The sequence below is a fragment of the Streptomyces sp. NPDC003034 genome (genome assembly GCF_053591375.1).
Genome location: NZ_JBSFTS010000030.1, coordinates 35,105 through 50,795 on the forward strand (window position 1 = coordinate 35,105; position 15,691 = coordinate 50,795).

The following is a 15,691-nucleotide window of genomic DNA, read 5'->3' on the forward strand; positions in this document are numbered from 1 at the left end:
CCCGGCAGACGCAGTGGCTCTGCACGGAGTCATGGGGGGAGGGTTTTCCCTACCATCGCTCCCGCGCCCCGGACGGTAGAGTCGAGGTCCAGGACAGGATCCGGCACGACCGAGGAGCAGGATCCGACGCGACCACGGGGAGATCCGCGCCATGATCGTCGCCGTCTGGGAAGCCCTGCGACGGCGGCCGTTGGGCTTCCCCTTATCGGCCTGGCCACTGCGCGCCTGGGCCTTCCTCCTGAGCGGGACCGTCCTGGGCTTCCTCGTCCTGCTCGGCCTGGCCGCCCTGCTCTTCGTCGGCGTCGGCCTGTCCGTGGTGGGCATCGGCCTCGTGGTGCTGATGGCCGCCGCGGTCTCCGGCATCCCGGTCGCCGCGCTGGAGCGGCGCCGCATGCGCATCATCGAACCGGACCCGCTGCTCGACCCGCACGGCTCGCTCCCCGGAACCGGCGCCCTGCCGTGGCTGCGGACCCGGCTGCGGGAGCGCGCGACATGGCGGGAGCTCGCCTACGCCCTGGTCTTCGGCGTGGTGTTCACCGCCACCGGGGTCGGCTTCACCGCTCTCCTGGGACTCTCCCTGATGCTGACGGTCGCGCCCGTCATCGTCTGGGCCATCGCCCCCGACACGGTGATGCTGATCCCCGGTCAGGCGATCTCGGATCCCGCCGGCGCCCTGCCGGGGACCGCCGCAGGGCTGTTCGGGCTGCTGGTCTGCGCCTACGCGGGCGGCCTGCTGGCGGGCGGGCAGGTGCGCATCGCCCAGTTCCTGCTCTCGGCCCGCGAGGAGGACCTCAGCAGCCGCGTGATCGAACTCACGCGCTCGCGGGCCCGGTTGATCGACGCCTTCGAAGCCGAGCGCCGCCGCATCGAGCGGGATCTGCACGACGGCGCCCAGCAGCAGCTGGTGGCCCTGAGCATGACCCTGGGCCTGGCCGAACTGGAGCTGCGCGGCCAGGACTCCCCCGCCGCCGCGCTGATCACCCGGGCACGCGGCGAAGCCCGCCAAGCCCTGGCCGAACTGCGCGGACTCGTCCGCGGGATCCACCCCCAGGTGCTCACCGACCACGGGCTGCCCGCGGCCGTCGCCGAGCTCGCGCTCCGCAACCCCATCCCGGTGACCGTCGACATCGACCTCCCCCACCGGATGCCCACCTCCGTCGAGACGATGGCGTACTTCACCATCACCGAGGCACTGACCAACGCTTCCAAGCACAGCGGCGCCGACCACGTCGCCGTCGTCGGCCGGTTCAAGAACGACAAGCTCGTCCTGCTGATCACCGATGACGGGCACGGCGGCGCCGATCCCACCGCCGGAGCCGGCCTGCAAGGGCTGGCCGACCGCGTGGCCATTTTGAAAGGCAGGCTCATCGTGACCAGTCCCGTCGGCGGACCCACCCAGTTGCGCGTGGAGGTCCCGTGCTCCGCCTAGTGCTCGCCGAGGACTCCGTACTGCTGCGCGCCGGGCTGGTCGAGCTGCTGTCCCGGGTCGGCCACGAGGTGGCCGCCGCCGTCGGCGACGCCGAGGAACTGGCGTGCGCCGTGGACGAGCACCGCCCCGACGTGGTCATCACCGATGTGCGGATGCCGCCGGACTTCCATGACGAGGGGCTGCGGGCCGCGCTCGAACTGCGGGCCCGGCACGAGGGCATGCCGGTGCTGGTGCTCTCCCAGTACGTCGCCACCGCGTACGCCACCCAGTTGTTCAGCGGCGGCTCCTCCGCCCGAGGGGGCCTGGGCTACCTGCTCAAGGACCGGGTCGGCGAGGTCTCGGAGTTCCTCGACGCGCTGGACCGCGTGGCCGGCGGACAGACCGTCATCGACCCCGAGGTGGTACGCGTCCTGCTCCTGCAGCAGACCGCCGACAAGCCGCTGGCGCGGCTCACGCCCCGGGAGCGGGAGGTGCTCGCCCGGATGGCGGAGGGCTTGAACAACCAGTCCATCGCGGAGCGGCTCACCATCACCGAGGCCTCGGTGGTCAAGCACTCCAGCAACATCTTCATGAAGCTGGACCTCGACCCGACCGAGGGCAACCGTCGCGTACTGGCCGTCCTCGCCCACCTGCGCGGTGAGAACCCGGGCCGCTGACGGTCAGTCGGCCCGTCCCGGCGCGCCCACCCGCTCCGTGTCCGGGGTGAGCAGCCGGGTCAGCCGGTCCGCCGACACCTCCCACGACCACTGCTTCTCGACCCAGCGTCGGCCCGCCTCGCCCATCTGTGCCCGCTCGGGCGAGAGCAGGGTCCGGGCCACGGCGTCGGCGACGGCCCGTACGTCCGTGCCGTCGACGACCGTGCCCGTCACACCGGCGAGCACCGTGTCCGGCGCTCCGCCGGAGTCGCCGACCACGACCGGCAGTCCGCTGGCGGCGGCCTCCAGGAACACGATGCCGAGCCCCTCGGCCTCCAGGCCCGCCTTCCGGGTCCGGCACGGCATCGCGAACACGTCGGCGGCCGCGTAGTACCCGGCGGTCGCCGCGTGGTCCCGGCCCCCGGCGAACACCACGTGCCCGTCTGCGTGGCGCCGGGCGAGGTCACGCAGCCGCGCCTCGTGCGGGCCCTGCCCGACGATCACGAGGACCGCGTCCGGTACGGCCCGCCGGATCAGGGGCAGTGCCCGGATCAGCATGTCCTGGCCCTTGCGGGGCACCAGCCGCGAGACGCACAGGACGACCGGCCGCTCCCCGAGGCCGTGCCGCTCGCGCACGGCGCGCCCGGAGCTCGTACCCGGCTGGAACATCGTCGCGTCCACGCCCGGCACCAGCCGCTCCAGGCGGGCCCGGGGCCCGAGCGCCGGGGCGATGCGGCGCCGCGTGTACTCGCCGAGGTAGGTCACGACGTCGACGTGGTCGCCGATCCGCCGCATCAGCTGCCGGGCCGCCGGTGTGCGGGCCCACCAGATCTCGTGCCCGTGCGTGGTCGCGACCATCCTGCGGATGCCGCCCTCGCGCAGCGCGGGCGCCATCGCGGCCAGCGGCGCGGCCGCCCCGAACCAGACCCGGTCGCAGCCGTGCGCACGGGCTATCTCCAGGGTGCGGCGGGTGACGCGGGAGGTCGGCAGCAGCATGCGGGTGCGATCCCGTATCACCGGGAAGGGCAAGGTGGCGTCGTACGCGGCCGCGCCCGGCTCGCTCGACGTGTGGACGACGACGTCGTTGCCCGGAACGCGGGTGGCCATCGCGTGGACGAAGGTCTCGATGCCGCCCTGCCGGGGCGGGAAGTCGTTGGTGACGATCAGAGTGGTGCCCATGGGGTCGTCGCTGCCTCACGTGAGGGAAAGGGGAGGGGGAGGAGAGGGGAAGGCTCAGGCGGTGAAGAGGTAGTTGCGGCTGTCGTCCGTGATCCGCGCGGTGGCCGACCAGCGGCCGTGCTGCCACCGGTGGGCCGCGTAGCCGTAGTCGCGCAGGTGCTGTAGCAGGTCGGCGGGCCGCGATCCGTACTTCTCCAGGTGCCGGCTCTCGACCTCCAGCAGGAGCGTGGGCCGGTGGTGGCGCAGTATCCGCGATCCGCCGCGCAGGACCGCCAGTTCGGCGCCCTCGACGTCGGCCTTGACGAAGCAGATCCGCTCCAGGCCTTCCTGACGGGCCAGTTGGTCGAGGGTGCGGACCGGGGTCGCCACCGGGCGGGAGGTGCGGAACTCGGTGTTCGGACCCGGCCCGCGGGCGTCGTCCGTGAGATAGGCGCGCCCATGGACCGGAAGTCCGCGACGCCGCGGCAGGCTCAGCGTCCCGTGCCCGGCCCTCGCCCCCATGGCGGCGCGGTGCACGGTCACGTTGCCGGAGCCGAGCAGCAGCGAGGCCGTGCGCAACCACCGGGCCGGGCCCGGCAGCGGCTCCACACTGTGCACCTGGCCGGTGGGGCCGGCCAGTGCGGACAGCACCCACGTGTACAGCCCGTACTCGGCGCCGACGTCCACGCAGACCGCGCCCGGCCTCACCAGCTCGCCCAGCCCCGCCACTTCGTCCTCGACGCACGCCAGCCGGTGCGCACTCCATCGCAGAGCGGCGGCGACCGCGGCCGTGCGCCGGGAAGGGTGCGAGCCGTTCACCGTGCGCCCTCCGCCGTCAGCTGCCGGCGACCCGGTACGGCGCCCCGTACGAGGCGGCTCGCCACCAGGGCGGGCCGCTGCCCGCCGGGGACCAGCCGGGCCCACACCGCGAGCACGACCGGCAGCGCGAGGTATCCGAACCGCCCGGCGGGGGCCAGCAGGAAGGCCAGGCAGAGCCCGGCGGCCAGGCGGTCGGCGGCCGGCACCAGGCCGCAGGGGGGCCGCAGCACGAGGGACACCGCCACCGCCAGTCCGCCCGCCAGCAGCAGCCCCACCGCCGCGTACCAGCCGTAGGGGCCCAGCTCGGCGAGCAGCCGGCCCGGCAGCGGACTGCTCGCCGGAGTCCGCAGCTCGCCCCGCCCCGTGGGGAAGGCCAGCACCTGCTCGACCATGGGGCCCGGCGAGAGCAGTGCGCTCGGCAGCAGCGCCAGGGCCGTGCCGGCCAGCGACACACCGGCGCAGCGCAGGGCGGCCCGGCGCCCCGCACCGTACGCGAGCAGTGACACGGCGACCGCGACGGCCGGCCAGGCCGTCCACTTCAAGGAACAGGCGGCGGCGAGGGCCAGGCCCGCGGCGGCCGGGCGTCGACGCGCCGCGAGGGCGAGGGCGAGGCAGAGCAGACCTGTGAGGGGCAGGTCGACCCCGCTCACGCACAGGGGCAGCGCCACGATCGGCGAGGCGGTCAGCGCGCCCAGTGCCGTCCCGTAGGGAAAGGGCCGCCCGGTGGGGTCGGTCTCGGGGCCGGTGTCCGGACCGGCGGGCAGCCGCAGCACCCGGCGCCCGCTCCACAGGCAGGCGAAGAAGGCGGCCGCGCACCAGAGCCGGGCGTCACCGAGCAGCCGGAGCAGTGGGCCGTCCGTTCCGAACACGGCCCGGGGCAGGCCCAGGAGCGCCATCCCGGGCAGGTACGGAGTGACGTCACCGACGGTGCGGGGGTCGGCCAGGTAGGGAGTGGCCTGCTGGATCAGCAGCTGTCCCGAGCGCTCGATCACCGCGACCTCGCTCTGCGCGCCGCCCGTCAGCAGGAGGTACGCGAACGGCACAACGACGGCTCCCGCGAGGGCGAACGCGACGGAGACGGTCCGAGCGCCCGCCCGCGGCATCCACAGCGCGGCGGCAGCCGCGCACCCGTAACCGACGGCGGCGCTGACGCCCCAGGCGCGGTGGGTCTCCAGGGTGGAGACCAGGGGGAAGCCGGCGGCCCACACAGCGGCGAGGAGCCAGCCCCCGCACCACAAGGCCCCGTTGCTCCAAGGCTGTTGAACCCGATGAGTAAGCACCCGTCCATTCCAGCGGGGTCCTTGGGCCCCGTCATGACGGCCAGGTCGAGACCTGATGGTCGGGTTTCCCCTACCACCGTGCGCGGTTCACGGAACGGCCAGCAGCCGGGCGGCCCGGATCCGGTGCAGGTGGATGAGGACGTCGTGCGACCGTACCGGTGCGATGCGGTGTTCGGGCTCCGGGTACGCGGTGCCGATGCTCCGGGTGGGGCGGGCGGTTGCCAGCCAGCTCCGTGCGGCCGCAGGGGCCGTACGCAGGTCCGCCACGTAATCGTGACGGCTCACACGGTCGAGGAGGTGCTCGTTGCTCCCCTGGGCGGCCGGCCCCAGCGTGTGGACGCCGGTGGCGCCGTCGGGGCCGGTCGCGTTGAACGAGCCGCGGCCGAAGGTCGCACCGACACTCACGTAGTCCGCGCCGAACCGCTCGCGCAGGAAGGCCCCTTGCATGGTGGGATAGCGCGGGTCGGACGTCCGGTAGGAGACGTGGGCGTCGTGGGCGGACACCAGGATCTTCTGTCCTGTGTGGGCGTGCCACCAGGCGACGTTGTCGGCCATGAGCCGGTCCCGGAAGCGCATGGACTCCTTGAGGTCTTCCGGGTCCTCGAAGTCGAAGGCGTAGCCGCGGGCGGTCTGGGCGACGGCGGTCGCATGCTGCCGTGCCCAGGCGTACGCCTCCCGGGCTGCGACCTCCGGGCGCACCGGCTGTTCGGTGAGCAGGGCCAGGGCGCGTTCCGCGCGGTCCGCCATGTCCCGTCGTTCGGCCAAGGGGCGGTGGAGGTACCCCTTCATGTAGGGACCGGCCGCGGTGGTGGGCGGCAGGCCCCGGTAGAGCTCGCTGAAGCGGGGCAGCAGCGCCGGGTGTTCCCGGGCCACGTGGTCGAGCACTTTGTCGTAGAGCTCCGGCCCGGCGTAGGCGAAGTCGTCGCCCATGAAGCGCAACGGGTCTTGCGGATGCGCCTCGTTGTAGGCGCGCATCCATGTGACGAGGGCCAGGTACTCCTCGGTGTTCCACCACGCGTACGTGTCCTGGAACTCCTCCCGCATGATCTGCCGCAGATCGCCCTTGCCGGTCTGCAGGTACGCGTCGAGCCGCAGGCCGCTGCTCCAGCTCGCCTCCAGCGCGAAGGTCCGAAAGCCCTTCTCCTCGACCAGGTAGCGCATGACGCGGTGCTTCATGGTGAAGAACTCGTGGGAGCTGTGCGTCGCTTCCCCGAGCCCCACGACCCGCGCGTCGCCGACCATCCGCCCGAAGGGCCGCAGGTCGCTCAGGTCGCCGTCGGGCTCGGTGCTCTCCAGCGGACGGGCGGCGCGTTCCATGGCGGACAGGGCCCGCTGCTCGGGTGGTGGCAGCGCCGCCGTGAGGAGGGCGCCCAGGCAGAGCAGCAGTACGAGCAGGAGTGCGGGCCGGTGGTGTGTCATAGGGCAAGGCTCCGCCCGGGACGGGCGTCGCGGCCATCCGACGCACCCCCGGTCATTCCCCCGGGTGACCCGACCCCTGGCCCCCCGCTAAACCGGAAGGGCGGCGCGTGCGGGGGTGCGGGGAGGCCCGGTAGGGGTGGCCAGCGCTTGCGGGCGAGGGTGAGGCCGTCCGCGATGGGCAGCAGTACGGATTCGACCCGGTCGTCCGCGCGGACGTGCGCGTTGAACTCCCGGATGGCCAGGGCGTTGCCCTCGCGTCGGCGCGGACGGCCTCGCCGCCGTACAGGACCTGTGGTCCGGTTGCCGAGGCGTGGGTTCCGGAGCCTGGGAGGCGAAAGCCTGGCCGCCGCCCCGGGATCACCCGGCTGACCAACGACCTCGCCGCCGGGTGGAAACGGCGGGTTCCGGTCGTGCCGGGCCCGCGCTGCCCGGCACGAAGCCGAAAAGACACGCCCTAACCGCGGGGCACCACGGTCCCCAGGACCTGCGGAAGCGGATACCAGTCGGACGACACGACGGAGGCGTGGTGTCCGGCGAGCAGCGCGAGGCGTTCGCGGGCCTGGGCTTCGGTCGGCCGGGTGGAGTCGATGGCGGGGGCGACACCATGGGCGTCGGTGGCGATCAGCAGGTAGTGGTTGCGGTAGTACCAGGCGGTGTCGATGGAGCCGCTGGCGTACGCCCCCGCGTCCCCGTCGAAGATCACGAACCAGGGCCGGATCGAAGCGTCCGAGTACCGCCCGCGCGGATCACCGGGCTCGGCCCGGTGCACGGCCGGGAAGGCGGCGGCCTGGCCGAGCCGGCCCGCCGCGGCGAGGGAGCGCAGGTGGGTGGCGTACTCCCGGTCGGTCCACAGGGTGTCCGAGCCGTTGCCCTCCTCCACGGTGCCCGGGATCAGCTCCACGATGAACTTCCCGGCCAGGGCGGCCCGGCTGGGCCAGGCCCCTGCGCGGGCCGCGGTGTCGAGGTCGGGGTGGCCGGCGGCCAGCTGGCCGGGACGGTAGACGGCGTCCCCGAGCTTTCCCGTCAGCAGCGCGTCGAGGTCGGCGGGCCCGCGCCCCAGGTTGGCGGCGAAGCCGTCCTTGAGTTCGAGCTTCAGGATGACCGGCCGGTGACCGGGGTGGGCGTCGTGCCAGCTGCGGATGTCGGAGAGGCAGCCCGCGAGGTTCTGGTTGCGCGACTTGGTGCGCAGCTGGGCGGGGCTCGTGGCGTTCTCGCAGTTGTTGTCGTTGCCGAAGGGGTTGTCGTGGGAGACCCGCCAGGAGCTGCCGAAGAAGTTGGTCCACACGTCGAGTTCGAGCATGGCCGCGCCGGAGTCCAGCGCATCGGCGAAGTAGGGGTACTTGGACTTCTCGTAGGCGTTGTGCACGCCGACGCCGGTCGATCGCGCGTACGGGAGCCCGTCCGCGGGGGACGCGGCGGACGCGGCGGACGCGGTGGCGCCGGCCGGTGCCGTACTGAACGCGAGGGCTGCGGCCGCCAGTGCGGCGACCACCGTGCCCGCCATCCGGTTGAGCGATCTCATGCTTCGGTTCCCGTCCGTCCGGTCGAATTGCTCAAGGCGCCCGGATCGTAGGGGAGTTGGGTGACGTACGGAAGGACGGGGGATGACGCGCGGAGGTTTGTGATCATGGACACGTCCCGTCTCCGGAACCCATCTCCGCTCGCCGCCCGTCGAACGAGGCGCCGGGCGCCGCATGGGAGCCGCCCCGGACGGGTCGCCTGGGCGGGAGTGTCACATGGTCAGCAGGGGTCGGAGGCGGGCCGTACGGGTCTGCCTGCTCGCGGGCGTCCTGTGCGCGCTGCTCCTCGCGGGCGCCGCCTTCGCCTGGCAGTGGCGCGGCATCACCGCACACCTCGCCGACGGCGATCCCGAACAGGGCAGCTACCGGCAGGACCCCGAGCGCGCCGACCGGACGGCCTCCGCCGTGCTCGACGGGATCGTCCGCGAGGCTGCGGAGGCCCCCACCGACGGCAAGGACTTCGGCGACGGCGCCCCGGTGGACTGGCGATCCGCCGGCTGGCGGCCCTCCGACCCCCTGGAGGCCCGGCCGGCCCCCGCCGAACCCGCGATCGGGGCGCTGTTCTCCCCCGGCAACGACGCCGACCCCGACCACCACTGCTCGGCCGGCGTGGTCCACTCCCCGGGTGGCGACCTCATCGTGACCGCCGCGCACTGCGTCTACCGGGGCGGTTTCCGCACGAACCTCGCCTTCGCACCGGGCTACCGGGACGGCGTGGCACCGTACGGGATCTGGGTGCCCACCCGGATCGACGTCGACCCCCGCTGGGCCGAGGACCAGGATCCCGACCACGACGTCGCCTTCCTGCGGCTGCGCCGTCCCGGCCACCCCGGGCAGCGACTGGAGGACGTCACCGGGGCCGCGGTGATCGCGTTCGGGCGCGAACTCCCCGTCCCCGCACGGGTGGTGGGCTACCCGAACGTCGAGGAGCACCCGGTGGACTGCCGCACGACGGCTTTCGCGGCCGGGCGCACCCAACTGCGCCTGGACTGCGCGGACATCCCCAACGGCAGCAGCGGCGGCCCCGTCCTCACCGACGCCCGCACCCTGATCGGGGTGATCGGCGGCCGGGACGGCGGGGGCGACGACCAGACCTCGTACAGCAGCTACTTCGGCGACGGCGTCCGCGCCCTGTACGAACGTGCCACCGGGCCCCGCCCTTAGGGCGTGTGCCAGCTCCTCGGATCCTCCGCTTTTCACATCCCGCCGGCCGGCCGTAGGCGGGTTGCTGAGGCTCCTTTCTAGAAAGACTCTCTAGTTATCCGGTGCGCTAGGCTCTCGCCGTGCGGACAGCACGACGGACAGGCACGACGAGAGAGACCGGCGGGACCGAACGATGTCTCCTAAGCAGCAGCGCGGCGAGGCCACCGTCGACCTCCTCCTGACCACCGCACTGCGCGTGTACGCCGCCGCCGGACCGCAGGGCTTCACGGTGAACGCGGTCGTCGCGGCCAGCGGAGTCAGCCTCGGAAGCCTGTACCACCACTTCGGCAGCTTCGGCGGCCTCGTCGCCGCCCTCCACATCCGCTGCATGGAGGAGCTCTACGAGGAGATGACGGCGGCGCTGCGACGGACCCGCACCGCCCGCACCGGCATCCGCGCGCTCGTGACGGCCTACCTGCGCTTCACCCGGGACCACCGGGATTCCGCGCTGTTCCTGCACGCCTGCGCCTACTCCGGCTACCTGGCGGCCCACGGCGAGCGGATCGGCGCCGCCGAGGCGGCCGCCTCGGCCGTCATGACGGAGTGGATGCGGGCACGCGTCGAGTGCGGCGAGATCGCGGCCCTCCCCGGGTCACTGCTGGAGGTCCTGGTCGTCGGACCGCCCCGCGAGGCCTCCCACCGCTGGCTCTCCAGCACCTGCGACATCGACCTCGACCAGGCGGCGCGACTGCTGCCGGACCTCATCTGGCGCTCCCTGCGCCCGGCCTAGGCTCCCCCGGGCCGGGCGCTTGTGGGTGATTGTCCGGGGCGTCGTCGTCCATGCCACCGAGTCTGCGCCCGAGGGGGCGCGCGGGTCAGGTCCCCTACGGGGCGGACGGAGGCGTCGCGGGGGCGGACGGGCTCACACCGGGGCGCCCGCAGCGTCGGCGGCCGGAGCCGACCCGCCGGAGCCGACCCGCCGGAGCCGACTCGCCGTCGCCAGCCCGCCGAAGCCGGCCCCGCGAGGGCGTCCGGCGCGACCTGGAGGCTCCCGCGCGAGGCGGCCAGTTACCGGGGGTAGCCGGTGCCCGCCCGGGCGCGGCCGGCCGGGCCAGTAGGCTGCGGCCTGGCCCCTTCCCTCTCCCCTTCTCCGAGGTACCACGCAGTGAGCTCCGTACCACCCCCCATACCCGTCACGGTCGTCGGCCTCGGCGCCGACGGCTGGGCCGGGCTCACCGCCGCCGCGCGCTCCGCGCTGACCTCCGCCGAGGTGCTGATCGGCGGGCCGCGCCAGCTCGCCCTGCTGCCGCCCGATCGGTGCGCCGGTGAGCGGGTGGCGTGGCCCAGCCCGCTGCGGCCCGCCGTACCGAAGCTGATGGCCGAGCACGCGGGCCGCCGGATCGCGGTGCTGGCCAGCGGCGACCCCATGTTCTACGGAATCGGCCGCGCGCTGGCTCAGGAGCTCGGCCCCGAGGCCCTGCTCGTCCATCCGCACCCCTCGTCGGTGTCGTACGCCTGCGCCCGCCTCGGCTGGCCGGTGGAGGACACGGAGGTGGTCACGGTCGTCGGCCGCCCGGTGGCCCGCCTCGGGGCCGCGCTGTACGAGGGACGGCGCGTACTGGTCCTGAGCGCGGGCCCGGACTCCCCGGGCGAGATCGCCGCCCTGCTGCGCGAGCGGGGCTTCGGCCCGAGCCGCATGCGGGTGCTGGAGCAGCTCGGCTCCGAGCGCGAGGACGCGTACGAGGCACTGGCCGAGGGCTGGGACCGTCCGCCCGGCGACCCGCTGAACGTGGTGGCCGTGGAGTGCCGCCGCGACCCGACGAGCGGGAGCCCGCGGCTCGGCGCGACCCCCGGCCTGCCGGACGCCGCGTACGAGCACGACGGGCAGCTCACCAAGCGCCACGTCCGGGCAGCGACGCTGTGCGCCCTGGCCCCCGCACCCGGTGAGCTGCTGTGGGACATCGGCGGCGGCTCCGGCTCCATCGGCATCGAGTGGATGCGGACGCACCCCTCCTGCCGGGCGGTGGCGGTGGAGCGCGTCCCGGTACGGGCGGCACGGATCGCCCGCAACGCGGCGGCGCTCGGAGTGCCGGGCCTGCGCGTGGTCGCCGGCGCCGCCCCCGAGGCGCTCGCCGGGCTCCCGGGCCCCGACGCGGTCTTCATCGGCGGCGGGCTGACGGCGCCGGGTCTGCTGGACGCGGCCTGGGCGGCGCTGGTCCCCGGCGGCCGGCTGGTGGTCAACACGGTCACCCTGGAGTCGGAGGCGGTCCTGACCGGCCGTTACCGGCGTTACGGCGGGGAACTGGTGAAGCTCGCCGTCGCGCACGCCGTGCCGGTGGGCGGTTTCACGGGCTGGCGGCAGGCGATGCCGGTCACCCAGTGGTCGGTGACGAAGCCGGCCACGGCGTCTAAGGAGAACGATCGAACATGACCGTGTACTTCATCGGCGCGGGCCCCGGCGCCGCCGACCTGATCACGGTGCGCGGTGCCCGGACGCTGGCCGCCGCACCCGTCTGCCTGTACGCCGGCAGCCTCGTCCCGCGCGAACTGCTGGCCGAGTGCCCGCCGGACGCGCGGCTCGTCGACACCTCGCGGCTGAACCTGGACGAGATCATCGCCGAGTGCGTACGGGCCCACGCGGCGGGCCGGGACGTGGCGCGGCTGCACTCCGGCGACCCCTCGATCTTCAGCGCGGTCGCGGAGCAGATGCGGCGGCTGGACGCGGCGGGCATCCCGTACGAGGTCGTCCCCGGCGTACCGGCCTTCGCGGCCGCGGCTGCCGCCCTGAAGCGGGAGCTGACGGTGCCCACCGTCGGCCAGACCGTGATCCTCACCCGCATCGCCCAGCAGGCCACCCCGATGCCGCCCGGCGAGGACCTGGCCACCCTGGGCCGCAGCGGCGCCCTGCTGGTCCTGCACCTGGCCACGCGGTACGTGGACCGGGTCGTGGACGAACTGCTGCCGCACTACGGGCCCCAGTGCCCGGTGGCGGTGGTGGCCATGGCCAGCCGTCCCGACGAGCTGATCCTGCGCGGCACGCTGGCGGACATCGCCGCCCAGGTGAAGGAGGCGGGGCTGGTCCGCACGGCGGTCATCGTCGTGGGCCGCACCCTGGGCGCCGAACAGTTCCGCGACAGCCACCTGTACTCCCCCGAGCGCGACCGGCATGTCTGCTGAGCGGGCCCCCGGACGGCACGTCCTGATCCTGGGCGGCACCACGGAGGCCAGGCGCCTCGCGGTGGCCCTGACCGGCCCTCCGGCGGCGCCGGAAGGCGCACAGCGGCACCCGGCGGGACGGCCGGACCCGGACCGCGTGACGACCTCGCTCGCCGGGCGGGTCTCCGCGCCCGTGCTCCCGCCGGGCGAGACCCGGATCGGCGGCTTCGGCGGTCCCGCCGGGCTGGCGCGGTGGATCACCGACCACCACGTCACCCACCTGGTCGACGCCACCCATCCCTTCGCGGCGCGGATGAGTTTCAACGCGGCCGAGGCGGCGGCCCGCACGGGAGTCCCGCTGCTGGCGCTGCGGCGCCCCGGATGGACGCCCGGCCCCGGTGACGCCTGGACCTTCGCCGACTCCCTCGCCGAGGCGGCGGCCCTGCTGCCCGGACTCGGCAGCCGTGCGTTCCTGACCACCGGCCGGATGGGCCTGCACGCCTTCGCGCACCTCACCGGCACCTGGTTCCTGGCCCGTTCGGTGGACCCTCCCCCGGACCTGGTCCGCGGGGACCCCGCGGCCGCGCCGGTGCCCGCGCGCCTCGAAGTGCTGCTGGCCCGCGGCCCGTTCACCCTGGAGGACGAGCGGGAGCTGCTCGCCCGCCACCGGATCGACGTCCTGGTCACCAAGGACAGCGGCGGCTCGGCCACCGCCCCGAAGCTGACCGCGGCCCGCGAAGCCGGCATCCCGGTCCTCGTCGTACGCCGTCCTCCCGTGCCGGAGCACGTACCGGAGGGGGGATCGGTCGCCGCGGTCCTGTCCTGGCTCGGCGGCACGCAGTCCTCGTAGCTCATCCCGGGCGGGGGTGCCTGGGCGGTTGACCGCCCCGGCACCCGGCCCGCACACCACTCAGCCGGTCACGGGTACCGGCGCGGCGTCCACGTGATCCTCGAACCGTCGGCCCGGTCGGTGACCTGGGTCTGCGAGGAGCCGATCAGCAGGATCGTGCGCATGTCCACCTCGGACGGCTCCAGTTCGGCGAGCGTGACGATCCGCACCGACTGCGCCGGGCCGCCCACGTCGCGGGCGACGACCACCGGGGTCTGCGGCGAGCGCAGTTCGAGCAGCAGCTCGCGGGCCTGCGCCACCTGCCAGGTCCGGCTGCGCGAACCGGGGTTGTACAGGGCGAGGACCAGGTCCGCCGCCGCGGCCGCGCGCAGCCGCTCCGCGATGACCTCCCAGGGCTTGAGCCGGTCCGAAAGGGAGATGGTGGCGTAGTCGTGGCCCAGCGGGGCGCCGGCCGCGGCCGCCGCCGCGTTGGCCGCGGTCACCCCCGGCAGGACCCGTACGGGCACGTCCTTGTACTGCGCCTGCCCGGCCACCTCCAGGACCGCCGTGGCCATGGCGAAGACCCCGGGGTCCCCGCCGGACACCACGGCCACCCGCTTGCCGCGGCGGGCGAGGTCGAGGGCGAACTCGGCACGCTCCGACTCCACCTTGTTGTCGGAGCCGTGCCGGATCTGTCCCGGCCTGACCGGGACCCGGTCCAGGTACGTCGTGTAGCCGACGAGCACTTCCGCGTCGGCCAGGGCGCGCCGGGTCTGCGGGGTGAGCCACAGCGGGCCCGCCGGGCCGGTGCCGACGACGACGACCTCACCGGGGCCGGACGGCACACTGCCCGGGTTTCCGGTCCGGCTGGGGACGACGGCGACGGCGAAGTACGGCACGCTGTCCGGGTCGGTGGAGGCCAGGGCTCCGGTCCGCTCGCCGGCCATGGTGGCGCGCTCGACGTAACGGGCCTCGGCGAGCCGGCCGCTGCCCTCCATCGCCCGCCGCACGGCGGGGAAGGTGCGGCCGAGCTTCATGACGACCGCCGAGTCGGTGGCGGCGAGCCGGGCGGTGAGCTCGTCCTCGGGCAGGGTGCCGGGGAGGATGGTCAGGACTTCCTCGCCCTCCACCAGCGGGGTGCCGAGCCGGGCGGCGGCGGCGCTCACCGAGGTGACCCCGGGGATCACCTCGGTCTCGTACCGCTCCGCGAGCCGCTTGTGCATGTGCATGTACGAGCTGTAGAAGAGCGGGTCGCCCTCGGCGAGGACGGCCACGGTCCGGCCGGCGTCCAGGTGCGCGGCCAGGCGGACGGCGGCGGCCTCGTAGAACTCCTCCATGGCGCCCTGGTAGCCGCCGGGGTGGTCGGTGGTCTCGGTGGTGACCGGGTAGACGAGGGGCTCTTCGATGTGGTCGGCGCGCAGGTGCTTAGCGGCGATCGAGCGGGCGATGGAGCGGCCGTGGCGGGCGCTGTGATAAGCGACGACGTCGGCTTCGGCGATCACCTCGACGGCGCGCAGGGTCATCAGCGCGGGGTCGCCGGGCCCGAGGCCGACGCCGTACAGACGCCCCTGGCCGAGACGGCCCGTGTCAGGACGGCCCTCACCGAGGGGTCCCTGGTCGAGGCGTCCCTGGTCGAGGTCCTTGTCGTGGTCGCTCATTCTTCCTCGCTCGCGATCGCGTTGACGGCGGCGGCCGCCATGGCGCTGCCGCCGCGCCGGCCGCGCACGATCAAGTGGTCGAGCCGCGAGGCGTGTTCGGCGAGGGCGTCCTTGGACTCGGCGGCTCCGATGAAGCCGACGGGAACGCCGATGACGGCGGCGGGGCGCGGGGCGCCCTCCTCGATCATCTCCAGCAGCCGGAACAGCGCGGTGGGAGCGTTGCCTACGGCGACCACCGCACCTTCCAACAGACCCCGGTCGCGCCATACTTCGAGCGCGGCGGCGCTGCGCGTGGTGCCCGTCTTCGCGGCGAGGCCGGGCACGGCCGGGTCGGAGAGGGTGCAGATCACCTCATTGCCGGCGGGCAGCCGCTTGCGGGTGACTCCGCTGGCGACCATCTGCACGTCGCACAGGATCGGCGCGCCCGCCTTCAGGGCCGCGCGGGCGCGCAGCACCACCTCGGGGGTGTAGCCCAAGTCCTGCGGCAGATCGGTCATTCCGCAGGCGTGAATCATGCGCACCGCGACCTGCGCGACCGAGGCGGGCAGCCCGGAGAGGTCCGCCTCGGCGCGGATCGTGGCAAAGGACTGGCGGTAGATCGCGGCGCCGTCCTTCTCGTACTCGAACACTGTGTACTCGCTCATT

At 74.2% G+C, this 15,691-nt stretch carries 15 protein-coding genes; 7 read left to right on the forward strand and 8 right to left on the reverse strand.

Annotated features, from left to right (window positions below):
• The first annotated feature begins 151 nt into the window (after nt 1–151).
• Nucleotides 152–1,429, forward strand: coding sequence for a sensor histidine kinase (locus tag ACWDX7_RS24600; protein ID WP_451489367.1), 1,278 nt, complete (start codon nt 152–154; stop codon nt 1,427–1,429).
• Nucleotides 1,417–2,085 carry a LuxR C-terminal-related transcriptional regulator gene (locus ACWDX7_RS24605; RefSeq protein WP_451489366.1) on the forward strand — a complete coding sequence of 223 codons (669 nt, stop codon included), beginning with the start codon at nt 1,417–1,419 and terminating at the stop codon, nt 2,083–2,085. The genes ACWDX7_RS24600 and ACWDX7_RS24605 overlap by 13 nt, the downstream gene beginning before the upstream one ends.
• Before the next feature lie 3 nt (nt 2,086–2,088).
• Here the strand turns inward: ACWDX7_RS24605 and ACWDX7_RS24610 are convergent, their stop codons facing one another.
• From ACWDX7_RS24610 to ACWDX7_RS24635, 6 genes are all read right to left on the reverse strand, one after another.
• On the reverse strand, nt 2,089–3,243 hold the full coding sequence (locus ACWDX7_RS24610) for a glycosyltransferase family 4 protein (protein WP_451489365.1): 1,155 nt from the start codon (nt 3,241–3,243) through the stop codon (nt 2,089–2,091).
• Between the two features lie 54 nt (nt 3,244–3,297).
• Nucleotides 3,298–4,041 (reverse strand): FkbM family methyltransferase, encoded by a 744-nt coding sequence (locus tag ACWDX7_RS24615; protein ID WP_451489364.1) that lies wholly within the window; start codon nt 4,039–4,041, stop codon nt 3,298–3,300.
• A complete protein-coding gene (locus tag ACWDX7_RS24620) occupies nt 4,038–5,249 on the reverse strand; it encodes a glycosyltransferase 87 family protein (RefSeq protein ID WP_451489363.1) in 1,212 nt (403 codons plus the stop codon). The genes ACWDX7_RS24615 and ACWDX7_RS24620 overlap by 4 nt, the downstream gene beginning before the upstream one ends.
• 159 nt (nt 5,250–5,408) lie before the next feature.
• On the reverse strand, nt 5,409–6,740 hold the full coding sequence (locus ACWDX7_RS24625; protein WP_451489362.1) for an erythromycin esterase family protein: 1,332 nt from the start codon (nt 6,738–6,740) through the stop codon (nt 5,409–5,411).
• Nucleotides 6,737–7,243: a hypothetical protein gene (locus ACWDX7_RS24630; protein WP_451751664.1), complete on the reverse strand. Its 507-nt coding sequence runs from the start codon at nt 7,241–7,243 to the stop codon at nt 6,737–6,739. Before ACWDX7_RS24630 ends, ACWDX7_RS24625 begins: the two co-directional genes overlap by 4 nt.
• The gene (locus tag ACWDX7_RS24635; RefSeq protein ID WP_451489361.1) at nt 7,195–8,262 is read right to left on the reverse strand and encodes a phosphatidylinositol-specific phospholipase C domain-containing protein; all 1,068 of its coding nucleotides are present in this window, start codon (nt 8,260–8,262) and stop codon (nt 7,195–7,197) included. Before ACWDX7_RS24635 ends, ACWDX7_RS24630 begins: the two co-directional genes overlap by 49 nt.
• 214 nt (nt 8,263–8,476) lie before the next feature.
• Between ACWDX7_RS24635 and ACWDX7_RS24640 the strand changes: the two genes are divergently transcribed.
• The 5 genes from ACWDX7_RS24640 (at nt 8,477) to ACWDX7_RS24660 (ending at nt 13,409) form a co-directional block, all read left to right on the forward strand.
• Complete coding sequence (locus ACWDX7_RS24640; RefSeq protein ID WP_451489360.1) at nt 8,477–9,424, forward strand: trypsin-like serine peptidase; 948 nt, start codon at nt 8,477–8,479, stop codon at nt 9,422–9,424.
• A gap of 172 nt (nt 9,425–9,596) precedes the next feature.
• Complete coding sequence (locus tag ACWDX7_RS24645) at nt 9,597–10,193, forward strand: TetR/AcrR family transcriptional regulator (RefSeq protein ID WP_451489359.1); 597 nt, start codon at nt 9,597–9,599, stop codon at nt 10,191–10,193.
• A gap of 375 nt (nt 10,194–10,568) precedes the next feature.
• A complete protein-coding gene (gene cbiE, locus ACWDX7_RS24650; RefSeq protein WP_451489358.1) occupies nt 10,569–11,834 on the forward strand; it encodes a precorrin-6y C5,15-methyltransferase (decarboxylating) subunit CbiE in 1,266 nt (421 codons plus the stop codon).
• Complete coding sequence (gene cobM / locus ACWDX7_RS24655) at nt 11,831–12,580, forward strand: precorrin-4 C(11)-methyltransferase (protein ID WP_451489357.1); 750 nt, start codon at nt 11,831–11,833, stop codon at nt 12,578–12,580. The genes cbiE and cobM overlap by 4 nt, the downstream gene beginning before the upstream one ends.
• Nucleotides 12,570–13,409, forward strand: coding sequence for a cobalt-precorrin-6A reductase (locus ACWDX7_RS24660; RefSeq protein ID WP_451489356.1), 840 nt, complete (start codon nt 12,570–12,572; stop codon nt 13,407–13,409). The genes cobM and ACWDX7_RS24660 overlap by 11 nt, the downstream gene beginning before the upstream one ends.
• Nucleotides 13,410–13,477: 68 nt before the next feature.
• Here the strand turns inward: ACWDX7_RS24660 and ACWDX7_RS24665 are convergent, their stop codons facing one another.
• Together ACWDX7_RS24665 and ACWDX7_RS24670 are read right to left on the reverse strand one after the other, a co-directional pair.
• On the reverse strand, nt 13,478–15,046 hold the full coding sequence (locus tag ACWDX7_RS24665) for a precorrin-2 C(20)-methyltransferase (protein ID WP_451489355.1): 1,569 nt from the start codon (nt 15,044–15,046) through the stop codon (nt 13,478–13,480).
• A complete protein-coding gene (locus ACWDX7_RS24670) occupies nt 15,043–15,690 on the reverse strand; it encodes a precorrin-8X methylmutase (protein ID WP_451489354.1) in 648 nt (215 codons plus the stop codon). Before ACWDX7_RS24670 ends, ACWDX7_RS24665 begins: the two co-directional genes overlap by 4 nt.
• Nucleotide 15,691: the final 1 nt, after the last annotated feature.

Excerpts from the sequence above, each read along its gene's own strand:
- ACWDX7_RS24600 (WP_451489367.1), top strand. The coding sequence starts at position 152 with ATGATCGTCGCCGTCTGGGAAGCCCTGCGACGGCGGCCGTTGGGCTTC.
- ACWDX7_RS24610 (WP_451489365.1), bottom strand. The coding sequence starts at position 3,243 with ATGGGCACCACTCTGATCGTCACCAACGACTTCCCGCCCCGGCAGGGC.
- ACWDX7_RS24625 (WP_451489362.1), bottom strand. The coding sequence starts at position 6,740 with ATGACACACCACCGGCCCGCACTCCTGCTCGTACTGCTGCTCTGCCTG.
- ACWDX7_RS24635 (WP_451489361.1), bottom strand. The coding sequence starts at position 8,262 with ATGAGATCGCTCAACCGGATGGCGGGCACGGTGGTCGCCGCACTGGCG.
- ACWDX7_RS24640 (WP_451489360.1), top strand. The coding sequence starts at position 8,477 with ATGGTCAGCAGGGGTCGGAGGCGGGCCGTACGGGTCTGCCTGCTCGCG.
- ACWDX7_RS24645 (WP_451489359.1), top strand. The coding sequence starts at position 9,597 with ATGTCTCCTAAGCAGCAGCGCGGCGAGGCCACCGTCGACCTCCTCCTG.
- cobM (WP_451489357.1), top strand. The coding sequence starts at position 11,831 with ATGACCGTGTACTTCATCGGCGCGGGCCCCGGCGCCGCCGACCTGATC.
- ACWDX7_RS24660 (WP_451489356.1), top strand. The coding sequence starts at position 12,570 with ATGTCTGCTGAGCGGGCCCCCGGACGGCACGTCCTGATCCTGGGCGGC.
- ACWDX7_RS24665 (WP_451489355.1), bottom strand. The coding sequence starts at position 15,046 with ATGAGCGACCACGACAAGGACCTCGACCAGGGACGCCTCGACCAGGGA.
- ACWDX7_RS24670 (WP_451489354.1), bottom strand. The coding sequence starts at position 15,690 with ATGAGCGAGTACACAGTGTTCGAGTACGAGAAGGACGGCGCCGCGATC.